The organism is Streptomyces sp. NPDC088732, assembly GCF_044751205.1.
Lineage (GTDB): Bacteria > Actinomycetota > Actinomycetes > Streptomycetales > Streptomycetaceae > Actinacidiphila.
This window is the reverse complement of the sequence record NZ_JBIVLI010000002.1, coordinates 116,991-134,387: the sequence shown is the minus strand read 5'-3', so window position 1 is coordinate 134,387 and position 17,397 is coordinate 116,991. Positions and strand designations below refer to the sequence as shown.

General features: G+C 72.7%; 18 protein-coding genes. 9 read left to right on the top strand and 9 right to left on the bottom strand.

The genetic code is table 11. The annotated features are described in order from the left end of the window. Window positions 1-3 precede the first annotated feature (3 nt). Together ACIP9H_RS03485 and ACIP9H_RS03480 are read right to left on the bottom strand one after the other, a co-directional pair. Window positions 4-270: a protealysin inhibitor emfourin gene (locus tag ACIP9H_RS03485; RefSeq protein WP_401582656.1), complete on the bottom strand. Its 267-nt coding sequence runs from the start codon at window positions 268-270 to the stop codon at window positions 4-6. Between the two features lie 9 nt (window positions 271-279). Beyond that, window positions 280-1,404, bottom strand: a complete 1,125-nt coding sequence (locus tag ACIP9H_RS03480) for a M4 family metallopeptidase (RefSeq protein ID WP_401582655.1) — start codon at window positions 1,402-1,404, stop codon at window positions 280-282. Between the two features lie 311 nt (window positions 1,405-1,715). On the opposite strand from ACIP9H_RS03480, the gene leuA reads away from it, so the two are divergent. The 5 genes from leuA (at window position 1,716) to ACIP9H_RS03455 (ending at window position 8,641) form a co-directional block, all read left to right on the top strand. Beyond that, on the top strand, window positions 1,716-3,488 hold the full coding sequence (gene leuA, locus ACIP9H_RS03475; RefSeq protein ID WP_401582653.1) for a 2-isopropylmalate synthase: 1,773 nt from the start codon (window positions 1,716-1,718) through the stop codon (window positions 3,486-3,488). Window positions 3,489-3,694: 206 nt separating this feature from the next. After that, a complete protein-coding gene (locus tag ACIP9H_RS03470) occupies window positions 3,695-4,411 on the top strand; it encodes a TerB family tellurite resistance protein (RefSeq protein ID WP_401582652.1) in 717 nt (238 codons plus the stop codon). Window positions 4,412-4,552: 141 nt separating this feature from the next. Further along, window positions 4,553-6,649, top strand: a complete 2,097-nt coding sequence (locus ACIP9H_RS03465; RefSeq protein WP_401957244.1) for an MMPL family transporter — start codon at window positions 4,553-4,555, stop codon at window positions 6,647-6,649. A gap of 43 nt (window positions 6,650-6,692) precedes the next feature. Then, window positions 6,693-7,973: a sensor histidine kinase gene (locus tag ACIP9H_RS03460; protein WP_401957242.1), complete on the top strand. Its 1,281-nt coding sequence runs from the start codon at window positions 6,693-6,695 to the stop codon at window positions 7,971-7,973. Window positions 7,974-8,023: 50 nt separating this feature from the next. Further along, a complete protein-coding gene (locus ACIP9H_RS03455) occupies window positions 8,024-8,641 on the top strand; it encodes a response regulator (RefSeq protein WP_401583200.1) in 618 nt (205 codons plus the stop codon). Window positions 8,642-8,674: 33 nt separating this feature from the next. Here ACIP9H_RS03455 and ACIP9H_RS03450 read toward each other — a convergent pair whose 3' ends face one another. Continuing rightward, window positions 8,675-9,037, bottom strand: a complete 363-nt coding sequence (locus ACIP9H_RS03450; RefSeq protein ID WP_401582647.1) for a DUF1304 domain-containing protein — start codon at window positions 9,035-9,037, stop codon at window positions 8,675-8,677. 57 nt (window positions 9,038-9,094) lie between these two features. Here ACIP9H_RS03450 and recO point away from each other — a divergent pair, with 57 nt between their 5' ends. From recO to ACIP9H_RS03435, 3 genes are read left to right on the top strand one after another with little or no spacing between them, the layout of a single operon-like run. Next, a complete protein-coding gene (recO, locus tag ACIP9H_RS03445) occupies window positions 9,095-9,841 on the top strand; it encodes a DNA repair protein RecO (protein ID WP_401582646.1) in 747 nt (248 codons plus the stop codon). Between the two features lie 27 nt (window positions 9,842-9,868). Then, on the top strand, window positions 9,869-10,711 hold the full coding sequence (locus tag ACIP9H_RS03440) for an isoprenyl transferase (RefSeq protein ID WP_401582645.1): 843 nt from the start codon (window positions 9,869-9,871) through the stop codon (window positions 10,709-10,711). After that, entirely contained in the window at window positions 10,708-10,893 is a 186-nt protein-coding gene (locus ACIP9H_RS03435; protein WP_401957239.1) for a hypothetical protein, read from the top strand. The genes ACIP9H_RS03440 and ACIP9H_RS03435 overlap by 4 nt, the downstream gene beginning before the upstream one ends. A 43-nt stretch (window positions 10,894-10,936) precedes the next feature. Here ACIP9H_RS03435 and ACIP9H_RS03430 read toward each other — a convergent pair whose 3' ends face one another. Genes ACIP9H_RS03430 through ACIP9H_RS03415 form a run of 4 tightly spaced genes read right to left on the bottom strand, consistent with a single transcriptional unit; the run spans window position 10,937 to window position 14,086 of the window. Then, window positions 10,937-11,362 carry a Fur family transcriptional regulator gene (locus tag ACIP9H_RS03430; RefSeq protein ID WP_360906763.1) on the bottom strand — a complete coding sequence of 142 codons (426 nt, stop codon included), beginning with the start codon at window positions 11,360-11,362 and terminating at the stop codon, window positions 10,937-10,939. A 56-nt stretch (window positions 11,363-11,418) separates the two neighbouring features. Further along, a complete protein-coding gene (locus tag ACIP9H_RS03425; RefSeq protein ID WP_401582642.1) occupies window positions 11,419-12,312 on the bottom strand; it encodes a metal ABC transporter permease in 894 nt (297 codons plus the stop codon). Then, the gene (locus ACIP9H_RS03420) at window positions 12,312-13,082 is read right to left on the bottom strand and encodes a metal ABC transporter ATP-binding protein (RefSeq protein WP_401957235.1); all 771 of its coding nucleotides are present in this window, start codon (window positions 13,080-13,082) and stop codon (window positions 12,312-12,314) included. Before ACIP9H_RS03420 ends, ACIP9H_RS03425 begins: the two co-directional genes overlap by 1 nt. A 20-nt stretch (window positions 13,083-13,102) precedes the next feature. Further along, on the bottom strand, window positions 13,103-14,086 hold the full coding sequence (locus ACIP9H_RS03415) for a metal ABC transporter substrate-binding protein (RefSeq protein ID WP_401582640.1): 984 nt from the start codon (window positions 14,084-14,086) through the stop codon (window positions 13,103-13,105). Window positions 14,087-14,270: 184 nt separating this feature from the next. On the opposite strand from ACIP9H_RS03415, the gene ACIP9H_RS03410 reads away from it, so the two are divergent. Continuing rightward, window positions 14,271-15,653 carry a glycine--tRNA ligase gene (locus ACIP9H_RS03410; RefSeq protein ID WP_401957232.1) on the top strand — a complete coding sequence of 461 codons (1,383 nt, stop codon included), beginning with the start codon at window positions 14,271-14,273 and terminating at the stop codon, window positions 15,651-15,653. A 75-nt stretch (window positions 15,654-15,728) separates the two neighbouring features. Here ACIP9H_RS03410 and ACIP9H_RS03405 read toward each other — a convergent pair whose 3' ends face one another. Then, window positions 15,729-16,313 carry a TetR family transcriptional regulator gene (locus ACIP9H_RS03405; protein ID WP_401957229.1) on the bottom strand — a complete coding sequence of 195 codons (585 nt, stop codon included), beginning with the start codon at window positions 16,311-16,313 and terminating at the stop codon, window positions 15,729-15,731. A 34-nt stretch (window positions 16,314-16,347) separates the two neighbouring features. Then, on the bottom strand, window positions 16,348-17,355 hold the full coding sequence (locus ACIP9H_RS03400) for an aldo/keto reductase (RefSeq protein ID WP_401957227.1): 1,008 nt from the start codon (window positions 17,353-17,355) through the stop codon (window positions 16,348-16,350). Window positions 17,356-17,397 lie beyond the last annotated feature (42 nt).

Sequence of the window (17,397 nt, the reverse complement as noted above, 5' to 3'; positions counted from 1 at the left end):
CGGTCAGGTGCCCTCCTTCAGGACGGTGCGGATCAGTTCGTGCTGGGCCTCGGTGAGGTGCGGGTCGGCGCAGTGCACCGTGCGCGCGTCGACCGTGATCTCGTAGTGGAAGCCGTCCGGGACCCCGGGCTGCGGTGCCGTCCCGCCCGCGGCGAGCGCGTCGCGGGCCAGGGCGTGCAGCCGGAAGGCGTCGGGCCGGCCGGCCGTGTCCAGCGCGGCCCGGCGCTCGATCCCCGCGAAACCGCCGGAGCGGATCACCTGTATGCGCATGGGGGGCGCCTACCCCTGGACGGGGGGCTGCGCACCTTCCGGTGCCGGTGCCTGGCGCGGGAGTTCGGATCCGCCGGCGGCCGGCGTGGCGATGCCGACGTCGCCCCAGGCCCTGGCGACGGCCGTGCGCTCCTCGCCGTCCTCGCCGTAACGGGCGGCGGCCGCCGCCACCGTGGCGCGCGCGAACTCCGCGAAATCGGCGCGCGGTGAGAGCCCGCCGCCGGTCAGCGTGTCGTACCAGATCCGCCCGGCGCGCTCCCAGGCGTGCCCGCCCAGCGCGGTGGCGGCCAGGTAGAACGCCCGGTTGGGGATGCCGGAGTTGATGTGGACGCCGCCGTTGTCGCGGGAGGTGCGCACGTAGCCGTCCATGTGGGCGGGCTGCGGGTCCTTGCCGAGCACGTCGTCGTCGTAGGCCGTGCCGGGGGCCTTCATGGAGCGCAGGGCGGCGCCGGTGACGCGCGGGGCGAGCAGCCCGGCGCCGATGAGCCAGTCGGCCTCGCCGGCCGTCTGTCCGAGCGCGTACTGCTTGATCAGCGAGCCGAAGACGTCGGACACCGATTCGTTGAGCGCGCCGGACTGGCCGAAGTAGTCCAGGTTGGCGGTGTACTGCGTGACGCCGTGGGTGAGTTCGTGGCCGATGACGTCGACGGGCAGCGTGAAGTCGAGGAAGAGCTCGCCGTCGCCGTCGCCGAAGACCATCCGCTCGCCGTTCCAGAAGGCGTTGTTGTAGTCGCGGCCGTAGTGCACGGTCGCGTCCAGCGGCAGGCCGGCGTCGTCGATGGAGTGCCGGCCGTACGCGGTCAGGTACAGCTCGAAGGTCGCGCCGAGCCCGTCGTAGGCCCGGTTGACCGTCGCGTCGGCGACCGGCGCCTCGCCCTCGCCGCGCACCGTCGCGCCCGGCAGGTCCTCCCCGTGCCGGGCGTCGCCGATGGTGCGCCGCGGCTGCTCCGAGGGCTCCGCCCCCGCCACCGGCAGCGTTCCGATGACGGTGGTCAGCCGGCGCCGGGTGCGTTGCGCGGCGTCCTGCTCCAGGGTGCGGCGGGAGGGGCCGGCCAGCGCGCTGTCCGGATTGCGGGCGATCCGGTCCAGGACGTGCGGCGGCACGATCGTGCAGAAAACGGGTGTGTGCTCCATGGTCCGCAATGTGGCACGCCGCGTCTCCCGTGTCACCAGCTGTGACGGCGATTGCCGCAAAGTGCGGAGAATTACGTTTTTCATGTCAACGCGGGCGGTCTTGCATACTGAGAAGAACGCCGCGGCGGCTGCGGGGCGACCCGGGGCTCGGTTAGGGTCGGACGCATCATGCGTTTCGGGATGCTTCTCCTTAGCTGCCGCGGCGAGGGCCTGTAGTCCAGGTCGACTCCCTCCCCGCGGAGTGTGGCGTTGTCGGAGAGCCAGCGCCGGTCGGCCGCTTCTGAAGCCGCAACCGAGGAGCACCCCCGCACATGTCCACCCCCAATGCCGTAGGCCGTCCCACGCCCATCACCGCCGCGACCGTGCGCCAGCGCCCCACGGCGATGCCGGTGCACAAGTACCGGCCGTACGAGGCCGTGGAGATCCCGGACCGCACCTGGCCCGGCAACCGGATCACCAAGGCGCCCCGCTGGCTGTCCACCGACCTGCGCGACGGCAACCAGGCCCTGATCGACCCGATGTCGCCCGCCCGCAAGCGCGCGATGTTCGACCTGCTGGTGTCGATGGGCTACAAGGAGATCGAGGTCGGCTTCCCCGCCTCCGGCGAGACCGACTTCGCCTTCGTGCGCTCCATCATCGAAGAGGGCGCGATCCCCGACGACGTCACGATCTCCGTGCTGACCCAGGCCCGCGAGGAGCTCATCGAGCGCACTGTGGAGTCCCTGCGCGGCGCGGCCCGCGCCACCGTCCACCTGTACAACGCGACCGCCCCGACCTTCCGCCGGGTGGTCTTCCGCGGCTCCAAGGAGCAGATCCGGCAGATCGCCGTGGACGGCACGCGGCTGGTCATGGAGTACGCGGACAAGATCCTGGGCGGCGGCGGTCAGGAGACCGTCTTCGGCTACCAGTACAGCCCGGAGATCTTCACCGACACCGAGCTGGACTTCGCCCTGGAGGTCTGCGAGTCGGTCATGGACGTCTGGCAGCCCGAGGAGGGCCGCGAGATCATCCTGAACCTGCCGGCGACCGTGGAGCGCTCCACGCCCTCCACGCACGCCGACCGCTTCGAGTGGATGTCGCGCAACCTGTCGCGCCGCGAGTACGTGTGCCTGTCGGTGCACCCCCACAACGACCGCGGCACGGCCGTCGCCGCCGCCGAACTGGCGCTGATGGCGGGTGCGGACCGCATCGAGGGCTGCCTGTTCGGCCAGGGCGAGCGCACCGGCAATGTGGATCTGGTCACCCTGGGCATGAACCTGTTCAGCCAGGGCGTGGACCCGATGATCGACTTCTCGCAGATCGACGAGATCCGCCGCACCGCCGAGTACTGCAACCAGATGGAGGTCCACCCGCGCCACCCGTACGTGGGCGACCTGGTCTACACGTCCTTCTCCGGCTCCCACCAGGACGCCATCAAGAAGGGCTTCGACGCCATGGAGGCCGACGCGGCCGCCCAGGGGAAGACGGTCGACGAGATCGAGTGGGCGGTCCCGTACCTGCCGATCGACCCCAAGGACGTCGGCCGCTCCTACGAGGCCGTGATCCGCGTGAACTCGCAGTCCGGCAAGGGCGGCGTCGCGTACGTCCTGAAGAACGACCACAAGCTGGACCTGCCGCGCCGGATGCAGATCGAGTTCTCGAAGATCATCCAGGCCAAGACCGACGCCGAGGGCGGCGAGGTCACCCCGAAGGAGATCTGGGCGATCTTCGAGGACGAGTACCTGCCGACCCCGGACAACGCCTGGGGCCGCATCGCCCTGCGCTCCGCGCAGACCTCGGCCAGCAGCGACGGCACCGACACCCTCACCGTCGAGGCGGCCGTGGACGGCACCGAGACGGTCCTGACCGGCACCGGCAACGGCCCCATCTCGGCGTTCTTCGACGCGCTGGCCGCGGTCGGCGTCGACGCCCGCCTGCTGGACTACACCGAGCACACCATGAGCGAGGGGGCCAGCGCCCAGGCCGCCTCCTACATCGAGTGCGCGATCGACGGAAAGGTCCTGTGGGGCATCGGCATCGACGCCAACACCACCCGTGCCTCGCTGAAGGCGGTCGTCTCCGCCGTCAACCGCGCGACCCGCTGAATCACCGCGGACGGTGAACCGGCCACGGCACCCGCCCGGGTGCCGTGGCCGATTCTTGTATTCGGCCCTCTCGTGGTACTGACTCCGCGTTGCTCATGTGGCTAACATCACGTCATTACGGCGCCGTTGCCGGAGCGTTACCCACGCCTACGGCCCGTAACGGGACGAACCGGGATTTATCCGGATGAGCGGCCGGAGGGTGCGAAGTGCTCCACATCAAGGGCTTGTGCCTCTTGGGCGTGCGGACGGTCTGGCACACCGAGGGCGACGGGGAGTTCTTCTGCGCCGGCTGCGGCGGCGACCGCGGCTACCGGCGGCGCACCGGCACCCGGCGGCTGACCGTCCTCGGCCTGCCGCTGCTGCCACGCGGCTCGGCCGGTACCGTCGTGGAGTGCGTCGTGTGCCGCGCCCGCTCCGGCCCCGAGGCCCTGGAGCAGCCGACCACCACCGTCTTCTCCGCCATGCTGCGCGACGCCGTCCACACCGTCGCCCTCGCCGTCCTCACCGCCGGCGGCTCCACGGGGCGGGCGGCCCGCGAGACGGCCGTGGAGGCGGTCCGCACGGCCGGCTTCACCGACTGCACCGAGGACCAGCTGCTCGGCCTGCTCGCGGCCATCGTCGCCGACGAGGGCCGCTTCCCCGGCGCCGCCGGCTCCCTCCCGGCGGACGGCCTCGCCGACTCCCTCGACGGCTGCGGCAGCTGGCTCTCCATCGAGCTGCACGAGGCCCTGGAACCGCTCTCCCGCCACCTCGCCCCGCAGGGTCGCGAACGCGTCCTCCTCCAGGGCGCCCGCATCGCCCTGGCCGACGGCCCGTACCTGCCCGCGGAGCGCGAGGTGCTGGGCGCCGTCGGCCGCTGCCTCGGCCTGGTCGGCGAGGACACGGCCCGGATCCTGGAGGCCGCCGCCCGCACGCCCTCCTGAGGCGTACTCCCCGGGGAGTAACGCGGCCCGTCCCGCACCCCGGGCAGTAACGCGCGGCTCCCTCCCGGGCCCGACGAAAGAGCGCCCCCGCGCCGGAAGTCTGGAATCACACCAGACCACCTGCCCGGAGGGAGGCCCGCGATGGGGGCCCCGACCACTGAGACCACACCGGCGGCCGTGCCGCCGCCGACGCGACCGGACGGCCGCCGGGGCGCCCGCGCGATCCCCTGGGCGGTGCTCGCCCTGTGGATCGCCGTCCTGGCGCTCGCCGGCCCGCTGGCGGGCAAGCTCGCCGACGCCCAGCAGAACCGGGCGGTGGACTACCTCCCGGTGAGCGCGGACTCCACGCAGGTCGCCCGGCTCCAGGACGCGCTGCCCGGCGGCGAGGCCACCGAACTCGTCGTCGTCTACCACCGCGACGGCGGGCTGACCGCCGCCGACCGCGAGAAGGCCGCCGCCCAGATCGCCGGTGTCGCGCGGGCGCACCGGCTCACCGGCGGTGCGCCGCACGCGGTCGCTTCGCACGGAGACACGCTGATGTACCCCGTGGCGAGCACCGAGCCGGGCCAGGACGACGAGGCCAGGAACGCCTTCGTCACCGACGTCCGCGACCGGGCCGAGGGCGGCGCCGGGCTGACCGCCCAGGTGGGCGGCCCCGGCGCGCTCAACACCGACATGAAGGAGGGCTACTCCTCCCTCGACGGGCCGCTGCTGTGGACCACCGTCGCGGTGGTCGCCGTCCTGCTGATCCTCATCTACCGCAGTCCGCTGCTGTGGCTGCTGCCGCTGGTGGTCGCGGGCGTCGCCGACGCCGCCGCGATGGCCGGGGTCTACGGGCTCCACCGGGCCTTCGACATCACCGTCACCGGGCAGAGCCAGGGCGTCATGACCATCCTCGTCTTCGGCGCGGGCACCGACTACGCGCTGCTGCTCGTCTCCCGCTACCGCGAGGAACTGCGCCGGATCCAGCGCCCGTACGACGCCATGCGCGCCGCGCTGCGCGGCTGCGGGCCCGCGATCCTGGCCTCCTCCGGGACCGTCGCCGCGGGGCTGCTGTGCCTGCTCGCCGCCGACCTCAACAGCAGCCGGGGCATGGGCCCGATCGCCGCCGTCGGGGTGGTGTGCGCGCTGCTGGCGACGACCACGCTGCTGCCCGCGCTGCTGGTGCTGCTGGGACGGCGGGTGTTCTGGCCGCTGGTGCCCGCGTACGGCAGCGAAGTGCCGCGCCCGCGCGGCCTGTTCGCGGCGATGGGCGGCTCGGCGGCACGCCGTCCGCTGACCGTGCTCGCCGGCGGGGCCGTCCTGCTCGGGGCGCTCGCGCTCGGGACCCTGGCCCTGCCCGGCACCCTGCGGAACGACGACACCTTCACCAGCGCGCCGGAGTCCGTCGCCGCGATGCGCACCCTTGCCGCGGCCGGTCCCGGCCGCTCCGCGCAGCCGATCACCGTCATGGCGCCCACCGGCCGGGCCACCGAGGTGCTGGCCGCGGTCCGGGACACCGAAGGCGTCGCGTCCGCCGAGCCCGGGCGCAGCGGAGGCGGCTGGACCGAGGTGTCGGTGACCGCGAAGGCGCCGCCGGAGTCGGCCGGCGAGACCGCGACCATCCACGCCCTGCGGGCGGAGCTTGACGGCCCGTACGGCGCGCATGTGGGCGGGCCCGGCGCCCAGCAGGCCGACCTGGCCGGCACCAGCTCCCGCGACCGCCGGGTCGTCGTGCCGCTCGTCCTGGCCGCCGTGCTGCTGATCCTCGTCGTGCTGCTGCGCAGCCTGGTCGCGGCGCTGCTGCTGGTGGCGGCCGTGATCGCGGTGTGGGGCGCCGCGCTGGGCATCGGCGGACTGGTCTTCGGGCCGCTGTTCGGCTTCGCGGGCACGGACCCGGGGCTGCCGCTGCTGTCGTTCGTCTTCCTGGTCGCCCTCGGGGTCGACTACGGCATCTTCCTCATGCACCGGATGCGCGAGGAGTCGCTGGCGGGAGCCCCCGCGGCCGCCGCCGCCGTCACCGCGCTGCGCACCACGGGCGGGGTGATCGCCTCGGCGGGGCTGGTGCTGGCGGCCACCTTCTCGGTGCTGCTCAACATGCCGCTGGTGTCGCTGGTCGAGCTGGGCTTCGTCATCGCGGTGGGCGTCCTGCTGGACACCTTCCTGGTGCGCACCTACCTGGTCACCTCCGCGAGTGTGGCGCTGCGCGAGCGGCTGTGGTGGCCGGGCCGGCTCAGCCGGCCGCGCACGGGCCCGTGAACCGGTCTGTCCCCCCGCCGACCCCGTAACGGAAGATGGAGCCGTGCCGAAGCCGCCGCCCCTCCCGCCCGCCGTCCGCGCGCACAAGGACGCCGTCCTCGCCGTGGGCGTGCTCGCCCTCCAGTGCGCCATGGGGGCCCTCCTGCCGGCCGGGCAGGGGCACCGCCCGGACGCGGTGGGGTGGGCGCTGCTGGTGGTCACCGCGCTGGTGCTGGCGGCCCGGCGGCGGTGGCCGATGACCGTGATGCTCGTCATGGTCGCGGCCGTCGCCCCGTACCACGCCATGGACAACCTGCACCTGGCCGTGGTCCCGGCCAGCATGGTGGCGGTCCACTCGCTGGCGGTCGCCGGGCCGCCGCCGCGCACCTACCTCACCGTGGCGGCGGTCGTCGCGATCATGGTCGGCGTGATGTCGGCGACACCGGACCGGCACGCGGCGACCGACATGCTCCGCAGCGGCGGCTGGGTGGTGGCGGTGGCGCTGACCGGCGAGGCGGTCCGCATCCACCGCAAGTACGTGGCCGCCATCGTCGGACGCGCCGAACGCGCCGAGCGCACCCGCGAGGAGGAGGCGGCCCGCCGCGTCGCCGAGGAGCGGCTGCGGATCGCCCGCGACCTGCACGACCTGCTCGCCCACAGCATCACCCTCATCGGCGTGCAGACCTCGGTCGCCGCCCACGTCCTGCTCGCCGACCCCGACCGCCTGGACCGCACCGCCGTCGCCGGCGCCCTCGACAGCATCGCCGGCACCTGCCGGGACGCCCGCGCCGAACTGCGCGCCACGCTCCAGGTGCTGCGCGGCGACGACGAGCGCGGCCCGCTGCCGGGCCTGGCCGCCGTGGCCGACCTGGCCCGCTCCGCCGAGGCCGCCGGCGCCCGGGTGGAACTGGCCGTCGCGGACGGCGCGGACGGGGTGCCCCCGGCGATCGGGGCGGCCGTCTACCGCATCGTGCAGGAGGCGTTGACCAACGCCGTACGGCACGCCGGGGGCACCTTGGTGCGGGTCGGGGTGGAACTCGGCACCGACCCGGACCGGGGCGCCGCCCTGCGGATCGCCGTCACCGACGACGGCCCCTGCCCCGGCACAGGGCCCGGGCAGGGGCCGGAGCGCCCCGACGCCCGCTGGCGCCCCTGGCGCGCCGTGGCACCGCCCAGGACGCCCGTGGACGCCGCCCCGGCGGAGACCGCGCCCGCCACCGGCTACGGCCTCGTCGGCATGCGGGAGCGGGCGCGCAGCGTCGGGGGCACGCTCACCGCCGGGCCGCGCCCCGAGGGCGGTTTCCAGGTCGCCGCCGTCCTGCCGCTGGCCGGGGGCGCCGCGTGATCCGCGTGCTGCTCGCCGACGACCAGACGCTGGTCCGCGAGGCCTTCGCGATGCTGGTCGAGTCCGCCCCGGACATGGCGGTCGTCGGCCACGCGGCCACCGGCCGGGAGGCCGTCTCCGCCGCCCGGGCCTGCCGTGCCGACGTCGTCGTCATGGACATCCGCATGCCCGACCTCGACGGCATCGAGGCGACCCGGCTCATCGCGGCCGACGACGACCTCGCGGGGGTGCGCGTGCTGGTGCTCACGACCTACGACACCGACGACCACGTCGTCCCGGCGCTGCGCGCGGGCGCCAGCGGCTTCCTGGTCAAGGACACCCGCCCCGCCGAACTCCTCGACGCCATCCGCACGGTCGCCGCGGGCGAGGCGCTGCTCTCGCCCGGGCCCACCGCACGCCTGATCGCCCGGGTGCTGCGCCTGCCGGACGGTCCGGGGCCCGGTGTCCCGGCTCCGGGGCGGACGGCCGCGCTGTCCGGACGGGAACGGCAGGTGCTCGTCCTCGTGGCGCGCGGCCTGAACAACACCGAGGTCGCCGAGGCGCTGGGCCTCAGCCCGCTCACCGCCAAGACCCATGTCAGCCGGATCATGGGCAAGCTCGGTGCCCGCGACCGCGCGCAGCTGGTGATCGCCGCCTACGAGTCGGGGCTGGTCAGTCCCGGCGGCTGACCCGCCGGACCGCCCTGCCGTGCGCGGGGATCCTCAGTGCGCGGCGACGACCAGCGCCAGCGCGACCAGGGCCGGAACGGTCTGCACGAAGAGGATGCGGCGGCTCGCGGTCGCCGCGCCGTACACCCCGGCGACGGCCACGCAGATCAGGAAGAACAGCTTCGCCTGGAAGCCGGCCGGGTCCGACGCCAGCGCGCCCCACACCAGTCCCGCGGCCAGAAAGCCGTTGTACAGGCCCTGGTTGGCCGCCAGCGCCTTGCTCTCGCGGGCGAACTCCTCGGTGGTGCCGAAGGAGGCGCGGGCGCGCGGTGTGGTCCACAGGAACATCTCCAGGACCAGGATGTAGGCATGCAGGGCCGCTATGAGCAGCACGGCGACGGTTGCGGTGATCGACATGGGCCGTAGCGTACGTTGCGTGCCGGGCGCCCCGCGCCGTGCGGGAGAATGGGCGCCATGAGTCTGTTCCGCGACGACGGCATCGTGCTGCGCACCCAGAAGCTGGGCGAGGCGGACCGGATCATCACGCTGCTCACCCGCCGCCACGGCCGGGTGCGCGCGGTGGCCCGCGGAGTGCGGCGCACGAAGTCGAAGTTCGGGGCCCGGCTGGAGCCCTTCTCCCATGTGGACGTGCAGTTCTTCGCCCGCGGGGGAGAACTCGTCGGACGCGGGCTGCCGCTGTGCACGCAGGGCGAGACGATCACCCCGTACGGCAGCCGGATCGTCACCGACTACGCCCGGTACACCGCGGGCACCGCGATGCTGGAGACCGCCGAGCGCTTCACCGACCACGAGGGCGAACCGGCGGTGCAGCAGTACCTGCTCCTCGTCGGCGGCCTGCGCACCCTCGCCGACGGCGAGCACGACCCGCGCCTGGTGCTCGACGCCTTCCTGCTGCGTTCCCTGGCGGTCAACGGCTACGCGCCCAGCTTCGGCGACTGCGCGAAGTGCGGGATGCCCGGACCGAATCGGTTCTTTTCGGTCGCGGCGGGAGGAGTCGTATGCGGCGAGTGCCGCCCGGCCGGAAGCGTCGTACCCTCACTGGAGTCCCTGGAACTCCTCGGGGCGCTGCTCGGCGGCGACTGGGAGACCGCGGACGCGTGCGAGCCGCGCCATTGCCGTGAGGGCAGCGGGCTGGTCGCCGCCTACCTGCAGTGGCATCTGGAGCGCGGGCTGCGCTCGCTGCGGTTCATCGACAAGTAGATACACACGGAAGTGGAGAGCAGGCGCATGGCTGTACGCGGGATTCTGAGCCGCCCCCGACGCGAGTACCGGGCTCCCGACCCGCACCCGTCCGGCGCCCGGCCACCCAAGATCCCAGGTGAGCTCGTCCCGCAGCACGTCGCCATCGTCATGGACGGCAACGGCCGCTGGGCCAAGGAGCGCGGCCTGCCCCGCACCGAGGGCCACAAGGTCGGCGAGACCGTCGTCCTCGACGTCCTCAAGGGCTGCCTGGACATCGGCGTCAAGAACCTCTCGCTGTACGCCTTCTCCACCGAGAACTGGAAGCGCTCCCCCGACGAGGTCCGCTTCCTGATGAACTTCAACCGCGACGTCATCCACCGCCGCCGCGACGAGATGCACGAGATGGGCATCCGCATCCGCTGGGCCGGGCGCATGCCGCGGCTGTGGAAGTCCGTGGTCAAGGAACTCCAGGTCGCGGAGGAGATGACCCGCGACAACGACGCGATGACGCTGTACATGTGCGTCAACTACGGCGGCCGCGCCGAGATCGCCGACGCGGCGGCGCGCATGGGCGAGGACATAAAGGCGGGTCGCCTGGACCCCTCCAAGGTCACCGAGAAGACCCTCGCGAAGTACATGTACCACCCGGACATGCCCGATGTGGACCTCTTCGTCCGCCCCTCCGGCGAGCAGCGCACCTCCAACTTCCTGCTCTGGCAGTCCGCCTACGCCGAGATGGTCTTCCAGGACGTGCTCTGGCCCGACTTCGACCGCCGCGACCTGTGGCGCGCCTGCCTGGAGTACGCCTCCCGCGACCGCCGCTTCGGCGGCGCGATCCCCAACGAGCTGATGTCCGCCGAGGGCGGGGCGGCGGCCCCGCAGGCATGACGGATCCCGTCGGGTACCGCGCCGCACGGGGGTGCGGCGCGGTCGTCCGGGCCGTGCTCGCGAAGGCGAACGCCACCCAGACGTCCCGTCTGCGCGCGAACAGGCTGTGGATTGCCGCGTCCCTGTACGTGATGGCTCCGCTCGCGGCCGCGGGCCCGTGCCTGGACCGCGGGTCCGGCTGAGGCGTGGGCCGGCGGAGGCGGGGCCGGGGGACCGGCTCCGCGCTCAGTCCTCCGCGGGGATGCCGCAGCCCGCGCAGTCGGCGCAGGTGCCGAAGATCTCGACCGTGTGCGCGACGTCGACGAAGCCGTGCTCGACGGCGATCGCGTCGGCCCACTTCTCGACCGCGGGGCCCTCGACCTCGACGGCCTTGCCGCAGACGCGGCAGACCAGGTGGTGGTGGTGACCGCTGCTGCAGCGCCGGTAGACGGACTCGCCGTCGCCCGTGCGCAGGACGTCGATCTCGCCGGCGTCGGCGAGGGACTGCAGGGTGCGGTAGACCGTGGTGAGGCCCACCGAGTCACCCCGGTGCTTCAGGAGGTCGTGCAGTTCCTGTGCGCTGCGGAACTCGTCGGCCTCGGCGAGGGCCGCGGCCACGGCGGCGCGCTGCCGCGTCGAACGGCCCCGTACGGGGGGCTTGGCGGTCGTCACCAGTGGCCTCCTTCTCGGTCGTTGTCCCGGTCGGACATTGTGCCAGTCCGGGGCTCTCAGACCCGAACGTCGTCCTCGGCCGGGCGTGCGCCGGGTACCTCAAGGGTGCATCGTTCCGTGTCCTGCGCGGCCCTGCGAGCCCTCTTTTTCGCCAGTGGCGTGGAGGCCGCGGTCAGGGCGACGAAGACACCGATGGCGAGCAGCACGATCGTCGCCCCGGAGGGCACGTCGACGTAGTACGAGGTGACCGTGCCGGAGAAGGCCACCGTCACGCCGATGGCCACCGCCAGTGCGAAGGTCGTCGCGAAGCTGCGGGTGATCGCCTGCGAGGCCGCCACCGGGATCACCATGAGCGCGCTCACCAGCAGCAGGCCGACGACCCGCATCGCCACGGTGACGGTGACCGCCGCGGTGACCGCGACCAGCAGGTTGAGCAGCCGCACCGGCAGCCCGGTGACGCGGGCGAACTCCTCGTCCTGGGAGACCGCGAACAACTGCCGCCGCAGCCCCAGGGTGACCAGCACGACGAAGCCGGCGAGCACGCAGACGGCGGTGATGTCCTGCGGGGAGACGGTGGTGATCGAACCGAAGAGATACGTCGTCAGGTTGGCGTTGGAGCCGTTGGGCGCGAGCGAGGTGAACATGACGCCGGCCGCCATACCGCCGTAGAAGAGCATGGCGAGCGCGATGTCGCCGCGGGTGCGGCCGTACCAGCGGATCAGCTCCATCACGATCGCGCCGACGATCGACACGGCCGTCGCCATCCACACCGGGTTGGTGCTCAGCAGGAAGCCCAGGCCCACGCCGGTCAGCGCGACATGGCCGATCCCGTCGCCCATCAGGGCCTGGCGGCGCTGGACGAGGAAGATGCCGATGGCGGGGGCGGTGATGCCGACCAGGACGGCGGCGATCAGGGCCCGCTGCATGAAGGCGAAGGTGAACAGCTCCATCAGAACAGCCCCGTCCGGATCGGCTCGGCCGCACGGTCGGCGTGCGGGTGGACATGGTCGTGGCCGGGCAGCGCGTGCTGGCCGCGCGCCTGCGGCGGCGGGCCGTCGTGGACGACGCAGCCGTCGCGCAGTACGACCGCGCGGTCGATGAGCGGTTCCAGCGGGCCGAGTTCGTGCAGGACGACCAGCACGGTGGTGCCGAGGCCGACTTGCTCGCGCAGGGTGCCCGCGAGCACCTCCTGGCTGGCGAGGTCGACGCCGGCCATCGGCTCGTCCATGATCAGCACGTCGGGTTCCACGGACAGCGCGCGGGCGATCAGCACGCGCTGGTGCTGGCCGCCGGAGAGGGCGTTCACCGAGTCGCCGGCCCGGTCGGCCATGCCGACCAGCTCCAGGGCGCGGTCCACCGCGGCCCGGTCGGCCTTGCGGGAGAACCCCATCCGGGTGCGGGCCAGCCGCCCCGCGGTGACGACCTCGCGCACGGTCGCGGGGACCCCGGAGGCGGCCGTGGTGCGCTGCGGCACGTACCCGATCCGCGCCCAGTCCCGGAAGCGGCGGTGCGGGGTGCCGAAGAGCTCCAGCTCGCCGCCGGTGAGCGGCACCTGGCCGACCACGGCACGCACCGCGGTCGACTTGCCGGAGCCGTTGGCGCCGAGCAGCGCGACGACCTCACCCCGCCGCACGTCCAGGTCGACGCCGCGCAGTACCGGGCGCGAGCCGAGCGAGGCGGTCGCGCCCCGCAGCGAGATGACCGTGTCCGTAGCGTCCATAGCTGCCTCCGTCGTCGCGGTCACGTGGTGGCGCCCAGCGCCGTCTGCAGGGCCTTGAGATTGGCGCGCTGGACCCCGAAGTAGTCGGACCCCCGTGAGCGGTCGGTGATCCCCTCGATCGGGTCGAGTACGTCGGTCCGCAGGTCCAGGTCACCCGCGAGGGTCTTCGCCGTCCGGTCGCTGACGAGCGTCTCGAAGAACACCGTGCTCACCTGCCTGTCCTTGGCGAGGTCCTGGAGCGCCCGCATCCGGGCGGCGCTCGGCTCCGCCTCGGGGTCGATGCCGTTGACCGCCTCCTCCACCAGGCCGTAGCGCTCGGCGAGGTAGCCGAAGGCGGCGTGGGTGGTGAGGAAGGTGTCCGAGGTGCGGTTGCGCAGTCCGTCGGTGAACGCGGTGTTCAGCGCGTCGAGCTTCTTCACGAGCGCGTCGGTGTTCTCGGCGTAGAGCGCCGCGTGGTCCGGGTCGGCCTGGGCCAGCGTCCGGCCGACGCCCTCGGCGACCTGCGCGTACTTCACGGGGTCGAGCCATATGTGGGGGTCGGCGCCGGCGTCCTCGTGGTGGTGCGGGTCTTCCTCGTCCGGGCCGGGGTCGCTGTGGTTGTCGCCGGTGGTGTGGTGCTCGCCGTCGACCTCGGTGCCGTGGTCCTCCAGCGCGGTGAGCGAGGCGGCGTCCACGATGTGCCGTACGCCGGACTGGGCTATGGCCTCGTCCACGGCGGGCTGGAGGCCCTTGAGGTAGACGACCACGCCCGACTGGCCGAGTCGGCCGATCTGCCGGGGGGTGAGTTCCAGGTCGTGCGGCTCGGTGCCGGGTTTGGTGAGGCCGGTGACGCTGACGTGGCTGCCGCCGATCTGCTCCGCGAGGTACTGCATCGGGTAGAAGGACGCAGTGACCTTGAGGCGGCCGTCCGTGGTCCGGGTGTCGCCCGCGGCGGCGGAGCACGCGGAGAGGGCGACCAGCCCGGCGACGGCCGCCATCGGGAGCAGCACACGACCTATGTTCATGACTCCCATTTTCAACAAAAATGGAAACGATTGTCAATTGAGCACAGTGTGATCACGATCGGCCCCCCGCGACGCGGAACCGATTTGATACGGCCCCCGTCGGCGCCGGTAATCTGAGGTATTCGCCGGACCGAGCTCGCCCCCGGCGACCCCACCGACCGCTTCGTCGTCTGAAGAGAGCACCGTGGCCGCCGACAAGATCGACACCATCGTCAGCCTGAGCAAGCGCCGTGGCTTCGTTTTCCCCTGCAGCGAGATCTACGGCGGCCAGAAGGCCGCCTGGGACTACGGGCCGCTGGGCGTGGAGCTCAAGGAGAACATCAAGCGCCAGTGGTGGCGCGCGATGGTCACCTCGCGGGAGGACGTGGTCGGCATTGACTCCTCGGTGATTCTGGCCCGCGAGGTCTGGGAGGCCTCCGGCCACGTCGCCACGTTCACCGACCCGCTCACCGAGTGCACCTCCTGCCACAAGCGCTACCGCGCGGACCACCTGGAGGAGGCGTACGAGGCCAAGCACGGCCACCTGCCGGCCAACGGCCTGTCCGACATCAACTGCCCCAACTGCGGCAACAAGGGCGCGTTCACCGAGCCCAAGCAGTTCTCCGGGCTGCTCTCCACCCACCTGGGCCCGACCCAGGACTCCGGCTCGGTCGCCTACCTGCGCCCCGAGACCGCCCAGGGCATCTTCACCAACTTCTCCCAGGTGCAGACGACCTCGCGCCGGAAGCCGCCGTTCGGCATCGCCCAGACCGGCAAGTCCTTCCGCAACGAGATCACGCCGGGCAACTTCATCTTCCGGACCCGTGAGTTCGAGCAGATGGAGATGGAGTTCTTCGTCAAGCCGGGCGAGGACGAGACCTGGCACGAGTACTGGATGCAGCAGCGCTGGGACTGGTACCGGGGCCTCGGCCTGCGCGAGGAGAACATGCGCTGGTTCGAGCACGCCAAGGAGAAGCTCTCCCACTACTCGAAGCGCACCACCGACATCGAGTACCGCTTCAACTTCGGCGGCACCGAGTTCTCCGAGCTGGAGGGCATCGCCAACCGCACGGACTACGACCTCAAGGCGCACAGCCAGGCCAGCGGCCAGGACCTGTCGTACTTCGACCAGGAGGCCGGCGAGCGCTACTTCCCGTACGTCATCGAGCCCGCGGCCGGTCTCAACCGCGCCATGCTCGCCTTCATGCTCGACGCCTACAACGAGGACGAGGCGCCGAACGCGAAGGGCGTGATGGAGAAGCGCACCGTCATGCGGCTCGACCCGCGCCTGGCCCCGGTCAAGGTCGCGGTGCTCCCGCTGTCCCGCAACCCGCAGCTCTCCCCGAAGGCCAAGGGGCTCGCCGCGGACCTGCGCCGGCACTGGAACATCGAGTTCGACGACGCCGGCGCCATCGGCCGCCGCTACCGCCGCCAGGACGAGATCGGCACGCCGTTCTGCGTCACCGTCGACTTCGACACCCTTGAGGACAACGCGGTGACGGTCCGCGAGCGCGACACCATGAAGCAGGAGCGCGTCTCGCTCGACCAGGTCGAGTCCTTCCTCGGCGGCCGTCTGCTCGGCTGCTAGGTCCCGACGTACGGCGAAGGCGCCCGGTCACCCCCGTGGGGGAGACCGGGCGCCTTCCGTCTGTACGCCCGCGCTTCAGGACGCCAGGCCGCGCACGATCAGGTCGCAGACGGCCGTGAACGCGGCGTCGATGCCGGGGGCGGACCACTCGGCCGCGTAGGCGGGGTCGTGGAAGCGTCCCGCGGCGTCGAAGACGGCCCGCGCCACGACCTCGGGGTCCCCGGCCTCGAACTCGCCCGTGCCGGCGCCGTCCCGGACGATCCGGGTCAACTGCCCGACCAGGTCGTCCACATGGCGCTCGATGACGACGCTCTGCTCCGCCGCCAGCACCATGTACGTCGCGAACAGCTCCGGGTCGCCACCCGCCTTGCGCCGCTTCGCCGCGAAGAGCGCCGCGAGCCACGCCCGCAGCCGGTCCGGCGCGGGGCGGCCGGCGTCGAGCGCTATGGCGGAGAGTTCCGCGTGCGACTGGTCCAGCCAGCGCTGGGTGACCGCCTCCCGCAGCGCCGCCTTGGTCCGGAAGTGCCGGTACACGCTTCCGTGGCTGACGCCGAGCGCGCGGGCCACGTCGACCACGGTGGCCTTGGCGGGGCCGTAGCGGCGCAGCACGTCCTCCGTGGTCTCGAGGATGCGTTCTGCGGTCAGCGTCTCGGGTGGCATGGTGGACATTCTCCCAGGACCCGGGCGGTGGGCGTCAGTGCTCCCGCTCGCTGTCCAGGTGCCCCATCTGCGCGTCCGGGTAGCGGTTGCCCGCCGCCGCGCCGGCCGGGACGGCCGTCTCGATCGCGGCGAGGTCGGCGGCGTCGAAACGGACGTCCAGCGCGCCCAGCGCCTCGCCGAGCCGCTCGCGGGTGCGGGAGCCGATCAGCGGCACGATGTCCTCGCCCTGGGCCAGCACCCAGGCGATGGCGGTCTGCGCGACGGAGACGCCCTTCTGCTCGGCGATCTTCCGCAGCGCCTCGACCAGCGCCAGGTTGTGGTCCAGGTTCTGGCCCTGGAAGCGCGGGCTCATCGCCCGGAAGTCGTGGGCGGCGAGCTGCCGGTCCCGGGTGAAGTGGCCGCTGATCAGGCCGCGCGAGAGCACGCCGTAGGCGGTCACGCCGATGCCCAGCTCGCGGGCGGTCGGCAGGATCTCGTCCTCGATGCCGCGGGAGATCAGCGAGTACTCGATCTGCAGATCGCTGATGGGGGCGGTGGCGGCCGCGCGGCGCAGGGTGCCGGCGCCCACCTCGGACAGGCCGATGTGGCGTACGTGGCCGGCCTGGACGAGGTCGGCGATGGCGCCGACGGTCTCCTCGATCGGGACGGCGGGGTCGACCCGGGCGATGCGGTAGATGTCGATGTGGTCGGTGCCGAGGCGCTGCAGCGAGTACGAGGCGAAGTTCTTCACCGCCGCCGGGCGGCCGTCGTACCCGAGCCACTCGCCTCCGGGGCCGCGCAGGGCACCGAACTTGACGCTGACCAGGGCCTTGTCACGGTTCGCGCCGGCGGAGCGCAGGGCCTCGCCGATGAGCATCTCGTTGTGGCCCATGCCGTAGAAGTCGCCGGTGTCGATCAGGGTGATGTCCGCGTCGAGGGCGGCGTGGATCGTGGCGAGGGACTCGGCGCGGTCGGCCTCGCCGTAGAGGGCCGACATGCCCATGGCGCCGAGGCCGAGGGTGGAGACGGTCGGGCCGGTGGTGCCGAGGGTGCGGTTGCGCATTGCGGGAGCTCCGTTCAGGGGGTGTGCGGACAACGATGACAC